This is a genomic window from Streptomyces sp. Ru73 (genome assembly GCF_002920575.1).
Classification (GTDB): domain Bacteria; phylum Actinomycetota; class Actinomycetes; order Streptomycetales; family Streptomycetaceae; genus Streptomyces.
Map to the genome: position 1 here is coordinate 45,348 of NZ_PQSQ01000020.1, position 16,300 is coordinate 61,647.

At 73.3% G+C, this 16,300-nt stretch carries 13 protein-coding genes; 5 read left to right on the plus strand and 8 right to left on the minus strand.

Annotated elements, in window-relative coordinates; genetic code table 11:
* Positions 1-10: 10 nt before the first annotated feature.
* Both C3486_RS12270 and C3486_RS12275 read right to left on the minus strand, forming a co-directional pair.
* Positions 11-775: a YidC/Oxa1 family membrane protein insertase gene (locus C3486_RS12270; protein WP_103832666.1), complete on the minus strand. Its 765-nt coding sequence runs from the start codon at positions 773-775 to the stop codon at positions 11-13.
* Positions 776-924: 149 nt separating this feature from the next.
* On the minus strand, positions 925-1,230 hold the full coding sequence (locus C3486_RS12275; RefSeq protein WP_103832667.1) for a DUF6412 domain-containing protein: 306 nt from the start codon (positions 1,228-1,230) through the stop codon (positions 925-927).
* Positions 1,231-1,374: 144 nt separating this feature from the next.
* On the opposite strand from C3486_RS12275, the gene C3486_RS12280 reads away from it, so the two are divergent.
* The 3 genes from C3486_RS12280 (at position 1,375) to C3486_RS12295 (ending at position 6,409) form a co-directional block, all read left to right on the plus strand.
* A complete protein-coding gene (locus C3486_RS12280) occupies positions 1,375-3,195 on the plus strand; it encodes a long-chain fatty acid--CoA ligase (protein WP_103832708.1) in 1,821 nt (606 codons plus the stop codon).
* Between the two features lie 317 nt (positions 3,196-3,512).
* Positions 3,513-5,114, plus strand: a complete 1,602-nt coding sequence (locus C3486_RS12290; protein ID WP_103832669.1) for a DUF1996 domain-containing protein — start codon at positions 3,513-3,515, stop codon at positions 5,112-5,114.
* 260 nt (positions 5,115-5,374) lie between these two features.
* The gene (locus C3486_RS12295) at positions 5,375-6,409 is read left to right on the plus strand and encodes an SCO0930 family lipoprotein (protein ID WP_103832670.1); all 1,035 of its coding nucleotides are present in this window, start codon (positions 5,375-5,377) and stop codon (positions 6,407-6,409) included.
* Here C3486_RS12295 and C3486_RS12300 read toward each other — a convergent pair.
* Both C3486_RS12300 and C3486_RS12305 read right to left on the minus strand, forming a co-directional pair.
* Positions 6,406-7,173: a class E sortase gene (locus C3486_RS12300; RefSeq protein ID WP_258052733.1), complete on the minus strand. Its 768-nt coding sequence runs from the start codon at positions 7,171-7,173 to the stop codon at positions 6,406-6,408. The genes C3486_RS12295 and C3486_RS12300 overlap by 4 nt on opposite strands.
* Before the next feature lie 73 nt (positions 7,174-7,246).
* On the minus strand, positions 7,247-8,596 hold the full coding sequence (locus tag C3486_RS12305; protein WP_103832671.1) for a DUF445 domain-containing protein: 1,350 nt from the start codon (positions 8,594-8,596) through the stop codon (positions 7,247-7,249).
* A 259-nt stretch (positions 8,597-8,855) separates the two neighbouring features.
* On the opposite strand from C3486_RS12305, the gene C3486_RS12310 reads away from it, so the two are divergent.
* A complete protein-coding gene (locus tag C3486_RS12310) occupies positions 8,856-10,166 on the plus strand; it encodes an SGNH/GDSL hydrolase family protein (protein ID WP_103832672.1) in 1,311 nt (436 codons plus the stop codon).
* Positions 10,167-10,187: 21 nt separating this feature from the next.
* On the opposite strand, the gene C3486_RS12315 is transcribed toward C3486_RS12310, so the two are convergent.
* The 4 genes from C3486_RS12315 to C3486_RS12330 all read right to left on the minus strand — a co-directional run bounded on the left by C3486_RS12315 (position 10,188) and on the right by C3486_RS12330 (position 13,697).
* Positions 10,188-10,889, minus strand: coding sequence for a DUF1707 domain-containing protein (locus C3486_RS12315; RefSeq protein ID WP_103832710.1), 702 nt, complete (start codon positions 10,887-10,889; stop codon positions 10,188-10,190).
* Between the two features lie 149 nt (positions 10,890-11,038).
* On the minus strand, positions 11,039-12,031 hold the full coding sequence (locus C3486_RS12320; protein ID WP_103832673.1) for an ATP-binding cassette domain-containing protein: 993 nt from the start codon (positions 12,029-12,031) through the stop codon (positions 11,039-11,041).
* 3 nt (positions 12,032-12,034) lie between these two features.
* Positions 12,035-12,799, minus strand: coding sequence for an ABC transporter permease (locus tag C3486_RS12325; protein ID WP_103832711.1), 765 nt, complete (start codon positions 12,797-12,799; stop codon positions 12,035-12,037).
* 61 nt (positions 12,800-12,860) lie between these two features.
* Positions 12,861-13,697: an ABC-2 family transporter protein gene (locus tag C3486_RS12330; protein WP_258052734.1), complete on the minus strand. Its 837-nt coding sequence runs from the start codon at positions 13,695-13,697 to the stop codon at positions 12,861-12,863.
* Positions 13,698-13,993: 296 nt separating this feature from the next.
* Between C3486_RS12330 and C3486_RS12335 the strand changes: the two genes are divergently transcribed.
* Positions 13,994-16,300 (plus strand): transglycosylase domain-containing protein, encoded by a 2,307-nt coding sequence (locus C3486_RS12335; protein ID WP_103832674.1) that lies wholly within the window; start codon positions 13,994-13,996, stop codon positions 16,298-16,300.

The window sequence follows — 16,300 nt, forward strand, 5'->3', positions numbered from 1 at the left end:
TACTGGACCTTTACTTGGCAGTAGCAGCGGCTGCCTTGCCGCCGCTGTCCGGCCGCTCCGTCCCGGCCGCGGGACCGCGGTCGCGCAGCAGCAGCGCCCGCTCGCAGGCCGTCCACGCCGTCGACGTCACGACGTACAGCCCGGCCGCCAGCGGCACGACGGCCACGGTGAGCAGCGTGCCGAAGGAGAGCAGCGGCGCCAGCCGGCCGACGGCGGCCATGCCCGGCACCTCGGCCCCCGTGGCGGGCGCCGCCACCGCGGTCCTGCGCGCCCGCCGGTAGGTGCTCGTCGCCACCACCGCGACCAGCGCGAAGAGCCCCGCGTACACCAGGCCGTGCGGGCCGAACGGGCCGCCGTCGGCAAGCGCGTCGAACCACCGGCCGCCGAGCGGCGCGCCCAGCAGCCGCTCCCCCAGCAGCCCGGAGCGGGGCGAGGTGAAGAGGTGGTACATCAGGAAGAAGACCGGCAGCTGCAGCAGCATCGGCAGGCAGCCGGCCAGCGGCGAGGCACCCGCCTCCCGGTAGAGGCCGGCCAGCTCGCGCTGCATCCGCTCGGGGTCCTTCGCGTGCTTGCGGCGTATTTCGGCCAGTTGCGGGGCGAGCGCGGCACGGGACTTCTCACCGCGGACGGCGGCCCGCGCGAGGGGGTGCAGGGCGGCGCGCACGGCAAGCGTGCAGACGACGATGGCGGCGGCGGTCGCCGAGGCGCCGAAGACCGGGGCGAGGACGTCGGCGAGGCGGCCGAGCGCGGCGCCGAGCGTGGCGAAGACGGACATGGGTGAGCCCTCCGTGGGTCTCGTCAGTACCAAAAGGAGCGAAGGAACTTCGGCGTGACGGACCACGCGGGCATGCCCGGTGCGCGCAGGGGAGCGCGGACGGGCCCCGTGCGGGGCGGAGCGGAGCAGCGGCGCCGTACGAGGAGCGCCTACGCGGCCGTCGGGAGACGACGGCCCGGCGCCCTCGGCCGCGGCCGGCCGGCCGCGTCGGGATCGCGCTGCGGCAGGAAGGCCGTACGGCGTTCCCGGTCGCGGATGGCGGTGCGCACCCGGCCCGGCGGATCGGGGCGTGCCAGCGTCGCGACGAGCACGGCGCGGCAGAGGAGGAGGACGGCGGCGGTGGTCGCGGCCGCGGTCAGCGCCGTGGCCAGCCCGCTCTGCGCGAGGGCCACGCCGGCCAGCAGGAACAGGAGCGCGCCGGCGTACAGCCGCCAGGCATCGGCGATGCGGTACACGAGTGCTCCCCTCTTCTGCTCGGTTTCCGCTCGGTTTTGTCCTCTTCTGCTCAAGACTAACCAGAGAGCTGTGCAGTCGGGGTCACCAGCGGGTAACTTGCCCGCTGCACCGGCCATTCGGCCGGGGTGGAACAGGGAGGTGTGGTGCAGGAGACCAGCACGCCCGCCCTGGTGACGGCCGCCCCCACGGGCGGCCTCGCCGATTCCGTCCACGAACTCGCCGACCGGGTGCCCGCGCTCCCCCAGCTCGCCCGCCGCGACCCCGCAGAGCCGGGCCGCTGGCAGCACGTGACCGCCGCCGCCTTCCGCGCCGAGGTGCTGGCCCTGGCCAAGGGGCTGCTGGCGGACGGCGTACGGGCCGGCGACCGGGTCGCGGTGATGTCCCGCACCCGCTACGAGTGGACGCTCTTCAGCTACGCGGTCTGGTCGGTCGGCGCGCACCTCGTCCCCGTCTACCCCACCTCCTCCGTCGAGCAGGTGCACGCGGCGCTGGCCACGAGCCGGGTCGATGCCATCGTCATCGAGCACGAGCAGCACGCCATGACGGTGGCGGCGGCCTGTGACGCCGAGGTCCGGCTGCGCCGCGTCTGGCAGCTGGACCAGGACTGCGTCGGACGGCTCAGCGGGCTCGGCGGGCGGCTGGCCGACGAGGAGGTGCACCGGCTCCGGCGCGCCGTCACGCCCCAGGACACCGCGGCCGTCGTGCAGACCTCCGGCACCACCGGCCGGCCACGCGGCTGCGTGCTCACCCACGCCAACCTCGCCGCCGAGGCCGACACCCTGCTCGCGGGCTGGGGCCGGCTCACCGCGCCGCCCGGCGTGCAGCCCGCGATCCTGGCGTTCCTGCCGCTGGCCCACAGTTACGGGCTGATGGTGCAGGTCGCCTGCCTGCGCGGCGGCATCCTGCTCGGCCACGAGCCGGAGCTGACCCCGCAGGCGCTGCTGCCCGCGCTCGCCTCCTTCCGGCCCACCTTCCTCTTCGGGGTGCCGTACGTCTTCGAGAAGATCTACGACACCGCGCGCCGGGCCGCCGAGGACGCGGGCCGGTTGCGGATGTTCGAGGCCGCGACGGCCACCGCGCTGGCGTACTCGCGCGCCGTCGAACGCCACCAGCGGGGCCGCGGACACGGCCCGGGTCCCGCCCTCCGCGCCCGGCACGCGCTGTACGAACGCCTGGTGTACGGGCGGATCCGCGGGGTGCTGGGCGGCCGGGTGCGCACCGCCGTCTCGGGCGGCTCACCGCTCCGCGCGGACCTGGGGCGGATCTTCGCCGGCGCCGGGCTGACCGTCTACGACGGGTACGGGCTCACCGAGACCAGCGGCGCGGTGACGGCGCACCCGCCGGGCCGGGTGCGGTTCGGCACGGTCGGGCGGCCACTGCCCGGGTGTGCGGTGCGGATCGCCGAGGACGGCGAGGTCTGGGTGCGCGGGGACGTGGTGTTCGCCGGGTACGTGGACGAGCGGGGCAGCGCGCCGCACGACGGCTGGTTCGCCACCGGCGACCTCGGGCTGCTGGACTCGGACGGCTACCTGGTGATCACCGGCCGCAAGAAGGACATCATCATCACCAGCGGCGGCAAGAGCGTGGCGCCGCTGGCCCTGGAGGAGCGCATCCGCTCCCACCCGCTGATCTCGCAGTGCCTGGTCGTCGGCGACAACCGGCCCTACGTCGCGGCGCTGATCACCCTCGACCCCGACGCGCTGGAGCACTGGCGGCGCTACCGCGGCGGATACCGGCACGCCGGGCCCGGCGAACCGCCCGAGGAGGGCGTGCGGGCCACGGTGCAGCGGGCGGTGGCAGTCGCCAACGCCTCGGTCTCGCGCGCCGAGTCGATCCGTGCCTTCCGCATCCTGCCCGGCGAGTTCAGCGTCGCCGACGGACTGCTGACGCCGTCCCTGAAGCTGCGCCGCAAGGCGATCGAGACGGCGTACGCCAAGGAGATCGACGCGCTGTACGCGCGCTGAGCCCCGCGCACAAGGGCAACGCCCGCGCAGGACCGGCGTTTTCCTGCCCCGGCATGAGCCCCGTGCCCCGGAGCATGCGGCCTCGGCGCGCTCGTCCGGGCACAGGGCCGCAACACGGTGGTGCGGCGACCGGCCACCCGTACGAATGCGGTCGCGCTGGACCACTTCACGGTCCTGGAAGGTACCGGCCTGGTCGACTTCGGCAACCTGGCGGCGGCCCGGACCCGGCCGCCGTACGTTTCCCCGAACACGCGGCCGTACCCCCACCCCACTTTCCCCACCACTTCCCACCCCTCCCCACGAAGCGAAGTGATCGCATGACTCCACAGGCCCACAAACGCTCGCGTCTGACCAAGCGGCTGGTGGCCGCGGCCGCCGCGCTGCTGCTCGGCGGCGGCGGGACCGCGCTGATCGCGGCCGGCGCCTCGGCCGACGGGTCGGGCACGGACGGCCCGGGGCAGCGCGCCGCCCGGTCGGTCGCGGCCGCCACCGTGTCCTGCCCGGACGTCGGCGACCGGCTGCGCCAGGTGCCGCGCGGCGCGCAACTCCCGGTGTCCCGCGGGCTCGCGGCGCTGGACCGCCAGGTGGCGGCGGCGTACGAGCAGATGACGGCGGGCGGGCAGAGCCCCGCGCAGGCGGGCGCCGCCTCGACGGACGCGGCCCTGGAAACGCTGCGGCAGCAGCGGGCGAAGACGATCGGGGCGATGGCCGACGCCATCGGCCGGTCGGCGCCCCGGCCGGACGGCCTGCTGAGGATGAGCGCCTGCCGGATGAAGCCCACGGGGCAGGAGATATCCGTCGGCGACCCGGCGGCCGGCGGGAACCAGGCGGTCGGCGGGGACCAGGCCGGGGGAAACCAGGACGCCACCGGCCAGGGCAGCGGCGGCCAGGACGCCAACGGCGGGAACGGCAACGGCCAGGACGCCAACGGCGGGAACGCCAACGGCCAGGACGGCAACGGCAACGGCGCGGACAACGGCGGTCAGCAAGCCGTCGGCGGCCAGCAGGCCAACGGCGGCCAGAACGGCGGACAGCAGGCGCCCGTCGGCGGCCCGTCCCCCGACGACTTCGCCGACATCCGGTCCCAGCAGCCCAACGCGCAGCAGCCGCCGCGCGGCAACGGCGCCTCCACCGGCACCTTCCAGTCGAAGTGCGGCACCAACAAGGAGGGCCACTTCAACTCCGACAACGTCATCGTCACGCCCGGCGTCAGTAATGGCGCGCACCACACCCACGACTACGTCGGCAACAAGACCACCGACGCCTTCTCCACCGACCAGAGCCTGGCCGCCTCCGGCACGACGTGCAGCAACGGCGACCAGTCCACGTACTACTGGCCGGTGCTGCGGGTGCTGGACGGCACCTCGGAGCACAAGCCGGGCGCGGGCCACGACGGCAACGTCGGCTCGGTCCTCACCCCCGCCTCGGCGAAGCTCACCTTCAGCGGCAGCCAGGCCGGTGACGTGACCGCCATGCCGCGCTTCCTGCGGATCATCACCGGTGACGCCAAGGCGTTCACCAACGGCCCGGCCAACGCCAACGCCTCCTGGAGCTGCACCGGCTTCGAGGACCGCCAGCTGAAGGACAAGTACCCGATCTGCCCGAAGGGCTCCGACGTGGTGCGCACCTTCAACTTCCAGAGCTGCTGGGACGGGCAGAACACCGACAGCGCCAACCACCGCACGCACGTGGCGTTCGCGCAGCAGGACGGCTCCTGCCCGGCCGGCTTCCGCGCCATCCCGCAGCTGCAGGAGAAGATCACGTACAAGGTGCCGGCCGGCAAGCAGTTCGCCGTCGACAGCTTCCCCGAACAGCTGCACAAGCCGGTCACCGACCACGGCGACTTCATCAACGTGATGTCCGACCGGCTGATGGCCAAGGCCGTCGCCTGCATCAACAGCGGCCGCACCTGCCGCTGAACCGCCGCCGTGGTCCCGGGCCCCCACGGGTCCGGGACCACGGGCCCTGCGCCGGTCCCGCGCCCGGTACGGACCGCGCACGGACCGCGCACGGACGTACCCCGGTCCCGCACCGTCCTCCTACTGCTCGGCCTGCAACAGCTTTTGACGTGTTGTGACAACTTCCGCGGGCGTTGAACGGCGGCCGTGCCGCCCCCCGTATCCCAGCCCGTATCCCCGTCCCGACGGCACCTCCGCCGCCCCCACCGAAGGAGATCCCCATGAGCAACCGAGCCACCCAGGTCAACCGACGGCAGGCAGGTATCGCGGCCGCCGCGCTCGCCGTGCTGGCCCTGACCGCCGGCTGCGGCGGCAAGGACTACGCCGCCTCCACCGACCGGGTCCAACCCGCCGGCCAGGGCGCCTCGAGCAACGGCTACGGTGCGGGCGGAGCGGCCGGCAAGGACGGCGGGTACGGCGGCGGCGCCGCGGCCGGCGCGATGGGCTCGGCCGCCAAGACGCTCGCCCTGAAGGACGCGCCAGGGCTGGGCAAGGTCGTCACCGACAGCGGCGGCATGACCCTCTACCGCTTCGACAAGGACACCGCGAAGCCGCCGAAGTCCGCCTGCGACGGCGACTGCGCCTCGACCTGGCCGCCGGTCCCCGCCGACGACGCCAAGGCCGCCACCGGCATCAACGCCGCCGACCTGGGCTCGGTGACCCGCTCCGACGGCAGCAAGCAGCTCACCCTCGGCGGCTGGCCGGTGTACCGGTACGCCAAGGACGCCGCGCCCGGCGACACCAAGGGCCAGGGCGTCGGCGGCGTCTGGCACGCGCTGGCCGCGGACGGCGGCAAGGCGGGCGAGGCGGCGAAGAAGCCGCCGCAGGCCGCGCCGAAGGCGGACGTCTCGGTCACCGACACCGCGCAGCTCGGCAAGGTCATCGTGGACGGCAAGGGCCGCACGCTCTACCGCTTCACCAAGGACAACCCCTGGCCGATGAAGTTCGCCTGCACCGGCGCCTGCCTGGACACCTGGAAACCGGCGAAACCCGCCGACAAGAGCAAGCTCGAAGGGGTCCCGGCCAAGCTGATCAGCACCGTCAAGCGCCCCGACGGCACGAAACAGCTGGCCGTGAAGTGCTGGCCGATGTACTGGTACACCGGTGACAAGAAGCCGGGCGACGTCAACGGCCAGGGCGTCAAGGGCACCTGGTTCGCGGTCGGCCCGGACGGCAAGAAGATCACCAAGTCCGGCGCTGCCGCGGGCGGCTCGTCCTCGTACTCGTCCTCATCGTCATCCTCGTACGCGTACTAGCGCGGTTCCGCCGCCGTCAGCCGCGCCCAGACCACCAGCCGGTACGTCGAGGTGTACTCCGGCGTGCAGGTCGTGAGCGTCAGGTAGTACCCGGGCGCGGCATAGCGGTGACCGGGGTGGACGGAGCTGTACGGCACCTCCGCCAGCACCGTCCCGTCCCCGGGCGTGGTCTGCGGCAGGGTGCGGTCCACGACGTAGGTGTAGCGGGCGCCGGCGGTGTCGATGCGTACGGTGTCGCCGGCCCGCAGCAGGTCGAGCCGGCGGAACGGCTCCCCGTGGGTGTTCCGGTGGCCGGCCAGCCCGACGTTCCCGGCCCGGCCGGGCTGCGCGGTCCCCGGGTAGTGGCCCACGTACCCCTTGTCGAGCACGCCCGCCTTGCTGACCCCCTCCGCCACGGGCGCGGTGACGCCGAGGCGGGGAATGCGCAGCACGGCGTACGCCAGGTCCCGGCGCGGGCCGCGCGGCGGTGCCGGGGACGGCGACTCCTCGATCTCCGACCGGTACTCGGTGCCCATCCGCGGCGTGGGCAGCGGGTCGTAGGACGGCCGCTGGGCCGTGCCGCGCCACTGCCGCTCCAGCTCCGTCACCTGCTGCCGGGCGCTCGCCCGCGCCTCCCGGTTGGTCCACCACAGCTGGTGGACGACGAGCAGCAGGACGACGAGACCGCAGGTCACCGCCAGCTCGGCGGCGGTCCACACCAGCCGTGCGGCGGGCCCCCGCCGGTCCCGCCGTGCCCGCACCACCACCGGTATCCGCTCCGTCACGCGGGGCACCGTACGGCGTGCGTCCCGCAATCACCAGGGCGACGGACCGGCGATCAGCGGCGGCGGGGCGGGGTCAGCCGCCGAGCGCGCGGGACACCGCGTAGATGCACAGGCCCGCCAGGGCGCCGACGACCGTGCCGTTGATCCGGATGAACTGCAGGTCGCGGCCGATGTGCGCCTCGATCTTCTTCGAGGTGTGCTCGGCGTCCCAGCTCGCGACGGTGTCCGTGATGAGCAGGGTGATCTCGTCGCGGTACGTCGTGACGACGTACACCGCAGCGCCCTCCAGCCAGCCGTCGACCTTGCCCTGGAGCCGGTCGTCGGCGGCCAGCCGCTTGCCCAGCGACAGCAGCGCGCTACGCACCCGCTGCCGCAGCTCGCTCTGCTCGTCCTCGGCGGCGGCGACCATCATGGCGCGCACCGAGCCCCACGCCGAGGCGATCAGGTCCTGCACCTCGCCCCGGCCCAGCACCTCCGACTTCAGCCGCTCCACCCGCGCCCGGGTGTCCGTGTCGGACCGCAGGTCGTCGGCGAAGTCGGTGAGGAAGCGGTCCAGCGCGCCGCGGGCCGGGTGCTCGGGCATGTCCCGCATCTCGGTCACGAAGCGCAGCAGCTCCTTGTAGACCCGGTCGCCGACCTTGCGGTCCACGAAGCGCGGGGTCCAGCCGGGCGCGCCGCCGGCCACCGCCGCCATGACCGAGTCGGAGTGCGTGACCAGCCAGTCGTGCGCCCGGGCGCAGACCAGGTCGACCAGCCGGGTGTGGCCGCCGTCCGCGACGACCTTCTCCAGCATCGCGCCGAGCCCGGGGGCGATCTCCTGGGCGTCGGCGCGGCGGGTGATCGCCTCGCCGACCACGGCCTGCACGTCGGAGTCGCGGAGCACGGTGAGCGCGCCGCGCAGCGCCGTGGACAGCTCGGCGGTGACCCGGTCGGCGTGCTCGGGCTCGGCCAGCCAGCGGCCGACCCGGCTGCCGATGCCGACCTTGCGCAGCCGCTGTCTGACCACCTCGCCGGAGAGGAAGTTCTCCCCCACGAAGTCGCCGAGGCTCTGGCCGAGCTGGTCCTTCTTCGTCGGGATGATCGCGGTGTGCGGGATGGGCAGCCCGAGCGGCCGCCGGAACAGCGCGGTGACCGCGAACCAGTCGGCGAGCGCGCCGACCATGCCGGCCTCGGCGGCGGCCGCCACGTAGCCGGTCCAGCCGCCGGCCCCGGCCGCGCCCCCCCACTTCGCCAGCGCGTAGACCAGGGCGACGGCCAGCAGCAGGCTGGTGGCGAAGGTCTTCATGCGGCGCACCCCGCGCCGCTTCTCCTCATCGGCCTCGTTGAATGTGAAACCGGCCACAGGGTCCGCCGCGGTACGGGCCGCCGGCCCGTCCGCCGGACCGGCGACCAGGCCCGTCTTCGTGCGTTCCATCCGCTCCATCCGTTCGACCGCCCCGCTGTATGTCCAACTGTGACCTAGTCCTGGTTCCCTTACTGGAACGAACAACGAGTTCCCGTCGTCCCACAGGTCGAGCGCACCGCCTTTCCGCCCTCCCGGCGGGGAGGGAGCCGCCGGGCAGCCGTACCGTCCGCCATGGGATCATGGAGGATCGATCGGACTGCGACGGCGCTGCTGATCAGACGCTGCCCTTGCCCATCCGGAGCCAGCGGCTCCGCCTGCCCCAGGAGAACGCCCCCGCATGAACAAAAGTGTGGGTTACGCCCTGCTCGCCGGCCTGGCGGCAGTGGTGGTCCTCGTATCGACCGCGATCTTCGTCGGGGTCGGCGGCAACGGTGGCGGCACCGGAAGCGACCCGCACAACCCCCGTAACTCCGCGGCACCCGCCGTCTCCGGCCAGTGGGTGGGCACCTGGTCGGCATCGGCGGCGGCGGCCGAGCCGGGCACCCTCGACGGGTACGCGGGCATGTCGATACGGAACGTGATCCACACCAGCGTCGGCGGCAGCAGCGCCCGCATCCAGCTCTCCAACCTCTACGGCACCCGCCCGCTGGCCCTCACCCACGCCACCATCGCGGTGGCCGCGGCCCCGAACAACCCCACGGCGGCGGCCGGCACGATGCGCCGCCTCACCTTCGGCGACCGCACCTCCGTCGTCATCCCGGCCGGCGGGGCCGTCTCCAGCGACCCGGTGCGGCTGGACGTGCCGCACGACACGGACCTGCTGATCACCACGTACTCCCCGGCGCCCTCGGGCCCGGTCACCTACCACCCGTACGCGCGGCAGACCTCCTACCTGGCGCGCGGCGACCGGGCCGCGGACGACGCGGGCACCGCCTACACCGAGCAGAGCCCGTACTGGCGCTACCTCACCGGCGTCGACGTCTTCAGCCGCGAGGCCGAGGGCTCGGTCGTGGTCATCGGCGACTCCATCACCGACGGCATCACCTCCACGATGGGCGCCAACCACCGCTGGACCGACTTCCTGGCCGAGCGGCTGCGCGAGGAGCCCGGCGCGCCCCGCCTGGGCGTCCTCAACCAGGGCATCAGCGGCAACCGCCTGCTGATCGACGGCAGCCGCTACTCCCCCAACAACGGGCCCAGCGTGCTCACCCGGCTGGACCGCGACGCGCTGTCCCGCACCGGTGTGCAGGCCGTCATCGTCGAGATCGGCCTGAACGACATGTTCAAGACCCCGCGCCAGTGGGACGCCAGGAAGCTGGTCGCCGGCATGCGGAAGGTCGTCAAGCAGGCGCACGCGCGCGGCCTGCGGGTCACCGGCTCCACCCTGACGCCGTTCTACGGCCACCGCGGCTACAACGTCCGCATGGACCAGGTGCGCCAGCAGGTCAACGCGCAGATCCGGGCCGGGAACGTGTACGACAACGTGGTCGACTTCGACAAGGCCCTGCGCGACCCGGCCCAGCCCAACCGGCTGCTGCCGCGCTACGACTCGGGCGACCACCTGCACCCCAGCGACGACGGTTACAAGGCGATGGCCCGCGCGGTGGACCTCAAGCACCTCAAGGGCGCGACGCCGGCCTCGCTCTGACCGGCCGGGCGGCGGGCGGGGTCACCGCTCCTTGCGCCGCCGCTCCTCGTCCTTCTCCAGGGCCCTGCGCTCCCGCCGCTCGGCCTTCAGCCGCTGCTTCTCGGCCCTGGTGACCTTCCGCTCGACGCCCACGCCGCCCCAGAACGCCAGGCCCGTCACGATCACGCGGGGCGCGCCGGGGTCGCCCGGTACACCCGCCTCCCGGTGGTCGAAGCCGCCCATGATCTCCACCCCGCGCACGTCGACCTCGACGCCCGGCGGCACGACGATATTGATCCCGCCCATGACCGCGAAGCAGTTGATCACCACCTCGTGGTCCGTGAACCGGGCCTCGCGCAGGTCGATCTCGCCGCCGCCCCAGAACGCGACCGCGGTGAAGCGCCGCCCGACGGTCCACCGCCCGGTCCGCCGGAAGCCGCCCAGGACCGCGATCCCGGCCGACGAGCCGCCCTCGCCGCCGACGAACCGCTCCGCCCAACCGCCGGCGGCCCCCGCGGCCGGCGCGGCACCGGGCAGCGCCGCCCCGGCCGGCCCCGCGCCCGCCGGCAGGTCCGCCGTCAGCGGCGCCAACTCGCCGTACGTGCGCGCCCGGTACGCCGCCTCCAGCCGCTCGTCGAATTCCGCCATCCGCAGCCGCCCCTCGGCCAGCGCGTCCCGCAGCACCTCCGCCACCCGGTCCCGGTCGGCGTCCGAGGCGCGCATGTCGGGGAGTTCGTCAGTCATGGTCAAAGGGTAGGCAGCGAACCGGCCGTCCGGCCCGGCTTCGCGGCGCTTCAGGAGCACCGCGCTTCAAGGGCGCCGCGCATCAGGCGCACCCCGCTCCGGGGCCCGCGTCGTGGGCACCTCGCTCCCGGGCTCGCTTCGGGCGCGCCTCACTTCGGGGCGCCCCGGGTGTACATCCGCGCGATCACGTCCTCGATGTCGGGCTCGCGCACCGACAGGTCCACCAGCGGCCACCGCTCGGCGACCGCCGCCACCACCGGCGCCGCGCTGTGCGACGCGGGGAACGCCAGCCACTGCCGCGGCCCCTCCACCCGGACCGTCCGCGCCCCCGGCACGCCCTCGATCGGCGGCAGCTCCCGCGCCAGGTCCACCACCAGCGTCCGCTCGCCGTCCCCGGCCTCGTGCAGCCCGTCCAGGCCGCCGTCGTACACCAGCCGCCCGTGGTCGATGACCATCACCCGGCGGCACAGCTGCTCGATGTCGGTCAGGTCGTGCGTGGTCAGCAGGACCGTCGTGCCGAGCGTGGCGTTCACCTCGCGCAGGAACTCCCGCACCCGCGCCTTGCTGATCACGTCGAGCCCGATCGTCGGCTCGTCCAGGTACAGCACCTCCGGGTCGTGCAGCAGGGCCGCCGCGATGTCCCCGCGCATCCGCTGCCCGAGCGAGAGCTGCCGCACCGGCGACGCCAGCAGCGGGCCGAGGTCGAGCAGCTCCACGCACCGGTCGAGGTTCTTGCGGTAGGTGTCGTACGGCACCCGGTACAGCCGCCGTACCAGCTCGTAGGAGTCCCGCAGCGGCAGGTCCCACCACAGCGTCGTGCGCTGCCCGAAGACCACGCCCATCCGGCGGGCCAGCCGCGCGCGCTCCCGGCTGGGCTCGATGCCCGCGACCCGGATGCGGCCCGCGCTGGGCACGAGGATGCCCGTCAGCATCTTGACCGTGGTCGACTTGCCCGCGCCGTTCGGCCCGATGTACCCCACCATCTCGCCGCGTCCGACCCGGAAGCCGATGCCGTCCACGGCCCGCACCTCCCGCGTCACCCGGCGCAGCCGCCCGGCCTTCCGGCGCACCCGGAAGACCTTCTCCACCCCCTCCAGCACGATGAAGTCCGCACCTTCCGCGTCGGCCTGGCCCGTCGTCATGTCTCAGCTCCCCGTGCTCCGGTATCCGCGCAGCCCCGCCCGCCACGCCAGCGCCGCGCCCCCGCACATCACCGCAGCCACCACGGGCCCCAGGAAGTCCACCCAGCCCGGCAGTCCCAGCGGGTCGTCCCGGCCGAGGAGGCGGAGCGCGGGCAGCCAGTTCACGAAGGCGAGCGGAATGATGTACGTGACGCCGCGCACCAGGTCCTTGGCGAAGACGGTGGGCGGGTACTGCAGCAGTGCGTTTCCGCCATATGTGAAGGAGTTCTGCACCTCGGCCGCGTCCTGGGCCCAGAACTGGAAGGCGGCGCCGAACGTGAAGACAGCGCCGTAGATCGCGGCCCCGCTCACCAGCATCGCCGCGGCCAGCGCCACCCGGCCCGGCGTCCACTCCCCCGGCACCCGGGCCAGCGCCCAGCCCAGGACCACCAGGGCCTGCGTCAGCCGCCCGATCCTGCGCAGCGCGAACCGGTCGGCGGCCACCTGGACGTAGACCGGCGCGGGGCGTACCAGCAGGACGTCCAGCGTGCCGTCGCGGACTCGCGAGCCCAGCCGCTCGACGTTGCCCAGCAGCAGGTCCGCGAGGCCCAGCGCGGTGGCCGACGAGCCGTAGAGCAGTGCCACTTCGGGCAGCCCGAAGCCGCCGAGCGTGTCGATGTGCGAGAACATCAGAAGGATCGTCACGAACTCCAGGCCGCTGCCAGCGGCATTGCCGACGGCCATGATCACGAACGACGCCCGGTAGGTGAGTGTGGACCGCACCCACATCGCTACGATCAGCAGGTATGCCCGCACGCCGTGCCGTACCGGCGCGGCCCGCCCGAAGGACTCAGCCACCCTGCACCACCACCTTCCGGGTGGCCGCCGACTGCACCAGCCGGCCCACCGCCAGCAGCACGGCCGCCCAGCCGGCCTGGAAGCCCAGCGCACCCAGTACGGCGGCCCCTTCGTACCGGCCCAGCAGGACGTCGGCCGGCACCTGGAGCAGCGAGGCCCAGGGCAGCAGCCGTACGGCCTCGCCGAAGCCCTCCGGGAAGGCCCGCAGCGGCAGCAGCAGCCCGGAGAAGAACGTCGCGGCCAGGCCGCCGAGCACCGCCATCCCGGCGCTGTCCAGCAGCCAGAACGCGGTGAGCGCGACCAGGTAGCGCAGCGCGAAGCCGACCGTCACCGCGAGCACGACGGAGACCAGGAACGCGGCCCACGGGCCGGGCGCTGCGGGCAGCGCGAGGTCGAAGGCGAACGCCCCGGCCACCATGGGCAGCACCCCGCGGCCGAGCAGCTGGCAGCCGGCCCGGCCCAGGTCGGTGGCGAGCCACCACAGTTGGAGGTCGGCCGGGCGGTACAGGTCGACCGCGACGTCCCCGGTGCGGATGCGCTCCTGCAGTTCGTCCAGGCCGCCGTTGACGCCCAGCGAGACCGTCGCCAGCAGCGCCTGGCCGATCCACACGAAGGTCAGCGCCTGGGCCTCGCCGTACCCGCCCAGGTGGGGCCGCTCGTCCCACAGGGCCTGGTAGGTGTAGGCGAGGATGAAGCCGAAGACGGTGTTGGTGAACACCCCGGCGGCGGTGGCCGTGCGGTAGGTCGCGTAGCGCCGGAAGCCCTTGCGGGCCACGGCCGCGTACAGCCCGGGGCCGCCGCCGCGCTGGAGAAGTGCTCCGCCGCTCACGCTGTCGCCCCCCGTGGTGTGGCCAAAGCAACGGAGCCTAGCCCTGCCGGGCGGGCGGGCACCACGCGTTTATCACCCGAACCGGTGAGGCAGAGAACCCATTCGGCCGGTCACAGACCGGTCACATGTGCGTGCCACCCTCTTGGGCCGGCCCGCAGGATGCGAGAGTTTCGTATCGGGCGACACTTGCTTTTCGGAAGTTACGACCTTTTTCCGGCTTAGGGCGCGAATCGCCCGTTACGACACCGATCCGCCGCGGCACAACCATCGGCGGCGGCCGAGGAGTCACTACAGACATGAACGACGATCCGCAGCAGGACGGTCAGGGAAGTAACGGTTCCCCGCAGGGCGAACCGGGTGCCGGCGCATCCCCCGGCAAGAAGGGCCGTCCCCGCCGCACCGGCTGGCGCCGCTTCCTGCCGACCTGGCGCATGACCCTCGGCGGCATCCTGGTGATCCTGCTGGTCGTCGTCGGCGGCTTCATCGCCGGATACCTCCTCGTCGGCATCCCGCCGGCCAACCAGGCCGCCAAGGCCCAGAGCAACGTCTTCCTCTTCTCCGACGGCACCCAGCTCGCCCGCGACGGCGAAGTGAACCGCGAGAACGTCAAGCTCAGCCAGGTGCCCAAGAGCGTCCAGCACGCCGTGCTCGCCGCCGAGGACCGCAACTTCTACAACGAGTCGGCGGTCAACCCCATCGCCATGGTCCGCGCCGCCTGGAACACCGTCATCGGCCGGGGCAAGCAGTCCGGCTCCACCATCACCCAGCAGTACGTCAAGAACTACTACCTCGGCCAGGAACAGACCATCACCCGCAAGGCCAAGGAGTTCTTCATCGCCATCAAGCTGGACCGCGAGGTGAGCAAGGACGAGATCCTGGAGGGCTACCTCAACACCAGCTACTACGGCCGCAACGCCTACGGCATCCAGGCCGCGGCCCAGGCGTACTACAACAAGGACGTCGAGGACCTCAACGCCGCCCAGGGCGCCTACCTCGCCACCCTCCTCAACGCCCCCAGCCAGTACGACATCGTCGTCCACCCCGAGAACCGGCAGCGCGCCGAGGCCCGCTGGAACTACGTCATGGACGGCATGGTCAAGAAGGGCTGGCTCAGCGGCTCGAAGCGCGCCGCCACCAAGTTCGACCCGCCCGGCGAGGCCAAGACCCCCAGCGGCCTCTCCGGCCGCCGCGGCTACTTCGTCAACGCCATCAAGGACTACCTCCGCAACAACGACATCCTCGACGAGGACGATCTGAAGGGCGGCGGCTACCGCATCACCACCACCATCGACAAGAAGAAGCAGCTGGCCCTCGAAAAGGCCGTCGACGACCAGGTGATGAAGCAGCTCGACAAGAAGAACCGCGACGCCGACAAGAACGTCCGGGCCGGCGGCGCCTCCATCGACCCCGCCACCGGCAAGGTCGTCGCCATGTACGGCGGCATCGACTACGCCAAGCAGTTCGTCAACGGCGCCACCCGCGCCGACTACCAGGTCGGCTCCACCTTCAAGCCCTTCGTCTTCGCCTCCGCCGTCGCCAACCACGCCACCACCCAGGACGGCCGCACCATCACCCCGCAGACCGTCTACGACGGCACCAACAAGCGGATGACCATCAGCGACGGACAGCCCACCGGCTTCGCGCCCGCCAACGAGGACGACCGCTCCTACGGCCAGATCACCGTCAGCGAGGCCACCGACAAGTCCGTCAACGCCGTGTACGCCCAGATGGGCATCGACGTCGGCCCCGACAAGGTCCGCGAGACCGCCGTCGACCTCGGCATCCCGCGCAAGACCCCCGGCCTCACCGAGTCCCAGGGCGCCATCTCGCTCGGCACCGCCACCCCCAGCGTCCTGGAGATGACCGGCGCCTACGCCACCATCGCCAACCACGGCAAGCGCGTCCCGTACACCTTCCTGGCGAAGATCACCAAGAACGGCGAGACGGTCAGCCTCCCCGACCGCCCCGAACAGACCGCGATGCCCCGCGAGGCCGCCGACACCACCACCTCCATCCTCCGCAGCGTCGTCGAGAGCCCCGGCGGCACCGGCGCCGCGGCACAGGCCGCAGGGCGTCCCGCCGCCGGCAAGACCGGCACCGCCGAGGAGGACAAGGCCGCCTGGTTCGCCGGGTACACCCCCGATCTGGCCACCGTCATCGCCGTACTCGGCCAGGACCCCAAGACCGCCGCCCAGGAACCGCTCTACGGCGCCGGCGGCCTCGCCCGCATCAACGGCGGCGGCTGGCCCGCCCAGATCTGGGCCGACTACACCGCCGCCGCGCTGGACGGCAAGCCCGTCAAGGACTTCGACCTGGAGCTGGAGAGCGGCGCCGGCGACACCCAGCCCCCGGCCAGCGCCACCCCGACGGCTCCGGGCGGCGACACCGGAGCGCCCAGCGCCCCGTCGCAGACCACGCCCCCCGGCACGCCCCCGACGGCCACGACACCGCCGACCACCGTCGAACCGCCCGAGCCCACCTTCCCGAGCGAGCCGCCGCCCACCACGGCCCCCACCGAGGACTTCCCCACGGTGGAGCCGGGCGACGGCGGACCGGGCGGCGGCCCCGGCGGCGCACCGGAGACCCCGCCCGGCAGGCAGTGA

What these genes read in the sequence shown, in the direction of transcription:
- C3486_RS12335 (WP_103832674.1), top strand. Translation starts at nt 13,994, where the DNA reads ATGAACGACGATCCGCAGCAGGACGGTCAGGGAAGTAACGGTTCCCCG.
- C3486_RS12325 (WP_103832711.1), bottom strand. Translation starts at nt 12,799, where the DNA reads ATGTGGGTGCGGTCCACACTCACCTACCGGGCGTCGTTCGTGATCATG.
- C3486_RS12295 (WP_103832670.1), top strand. Translation starts at nt 5,375, where the DNA reads ATGAGCAACCGAGCCACCCAGGTCAACCGACGGCAGGCAGGTATCGCG.
- C3486_RS12320 (WP_103832673.1), bottom strand. Translation starts at nt 12,031, where the DNA reads ATGACGACGGGCCAGGCCGACGCGGAAGGTGCGGACTTCATCGTGCTG.
- C3486_RS12315 (WP_103832710.1), bottom strand. Translation starts at nt 10,889, where the DNA reads ATGACTGACGAACTCCCCGACATGCGCGCCTCGGACGCCGACCGGGAC.
- C3486_RS12270 (WP_103832666.1), bottom strand. Translation starts at nt 775, where the DNA reads ATGTCCGTCTTCGCCACGCTCGGCGCCGCGCTCGGCCGCCTCGCCGAC.
- C3486_RS12290 (WP_103832669.1), top strand. Translation starts at nt 3,513, where the DNA reads ATGACTCCACAGGCCCACAAACGCTCGCGTCTGACCAAGCGGCTGGTG.
- C3486_RS12310 (WP_103832672.1), top strand. Translation starts at nt 8,856, where the DNA reads ATGAACAAAAGTGTGGGTTACGCCCTGCTCGCCGGCCTGGCGGCAGTG.
- C3486_RS12305 (WP_103832671.1), bottom strand. Translation starts at nt 8,596, where the DNA reads ATGGAGCGGATGGAACGCACGAAGACGGGCCTGGTCGCCGGTCCGGCG.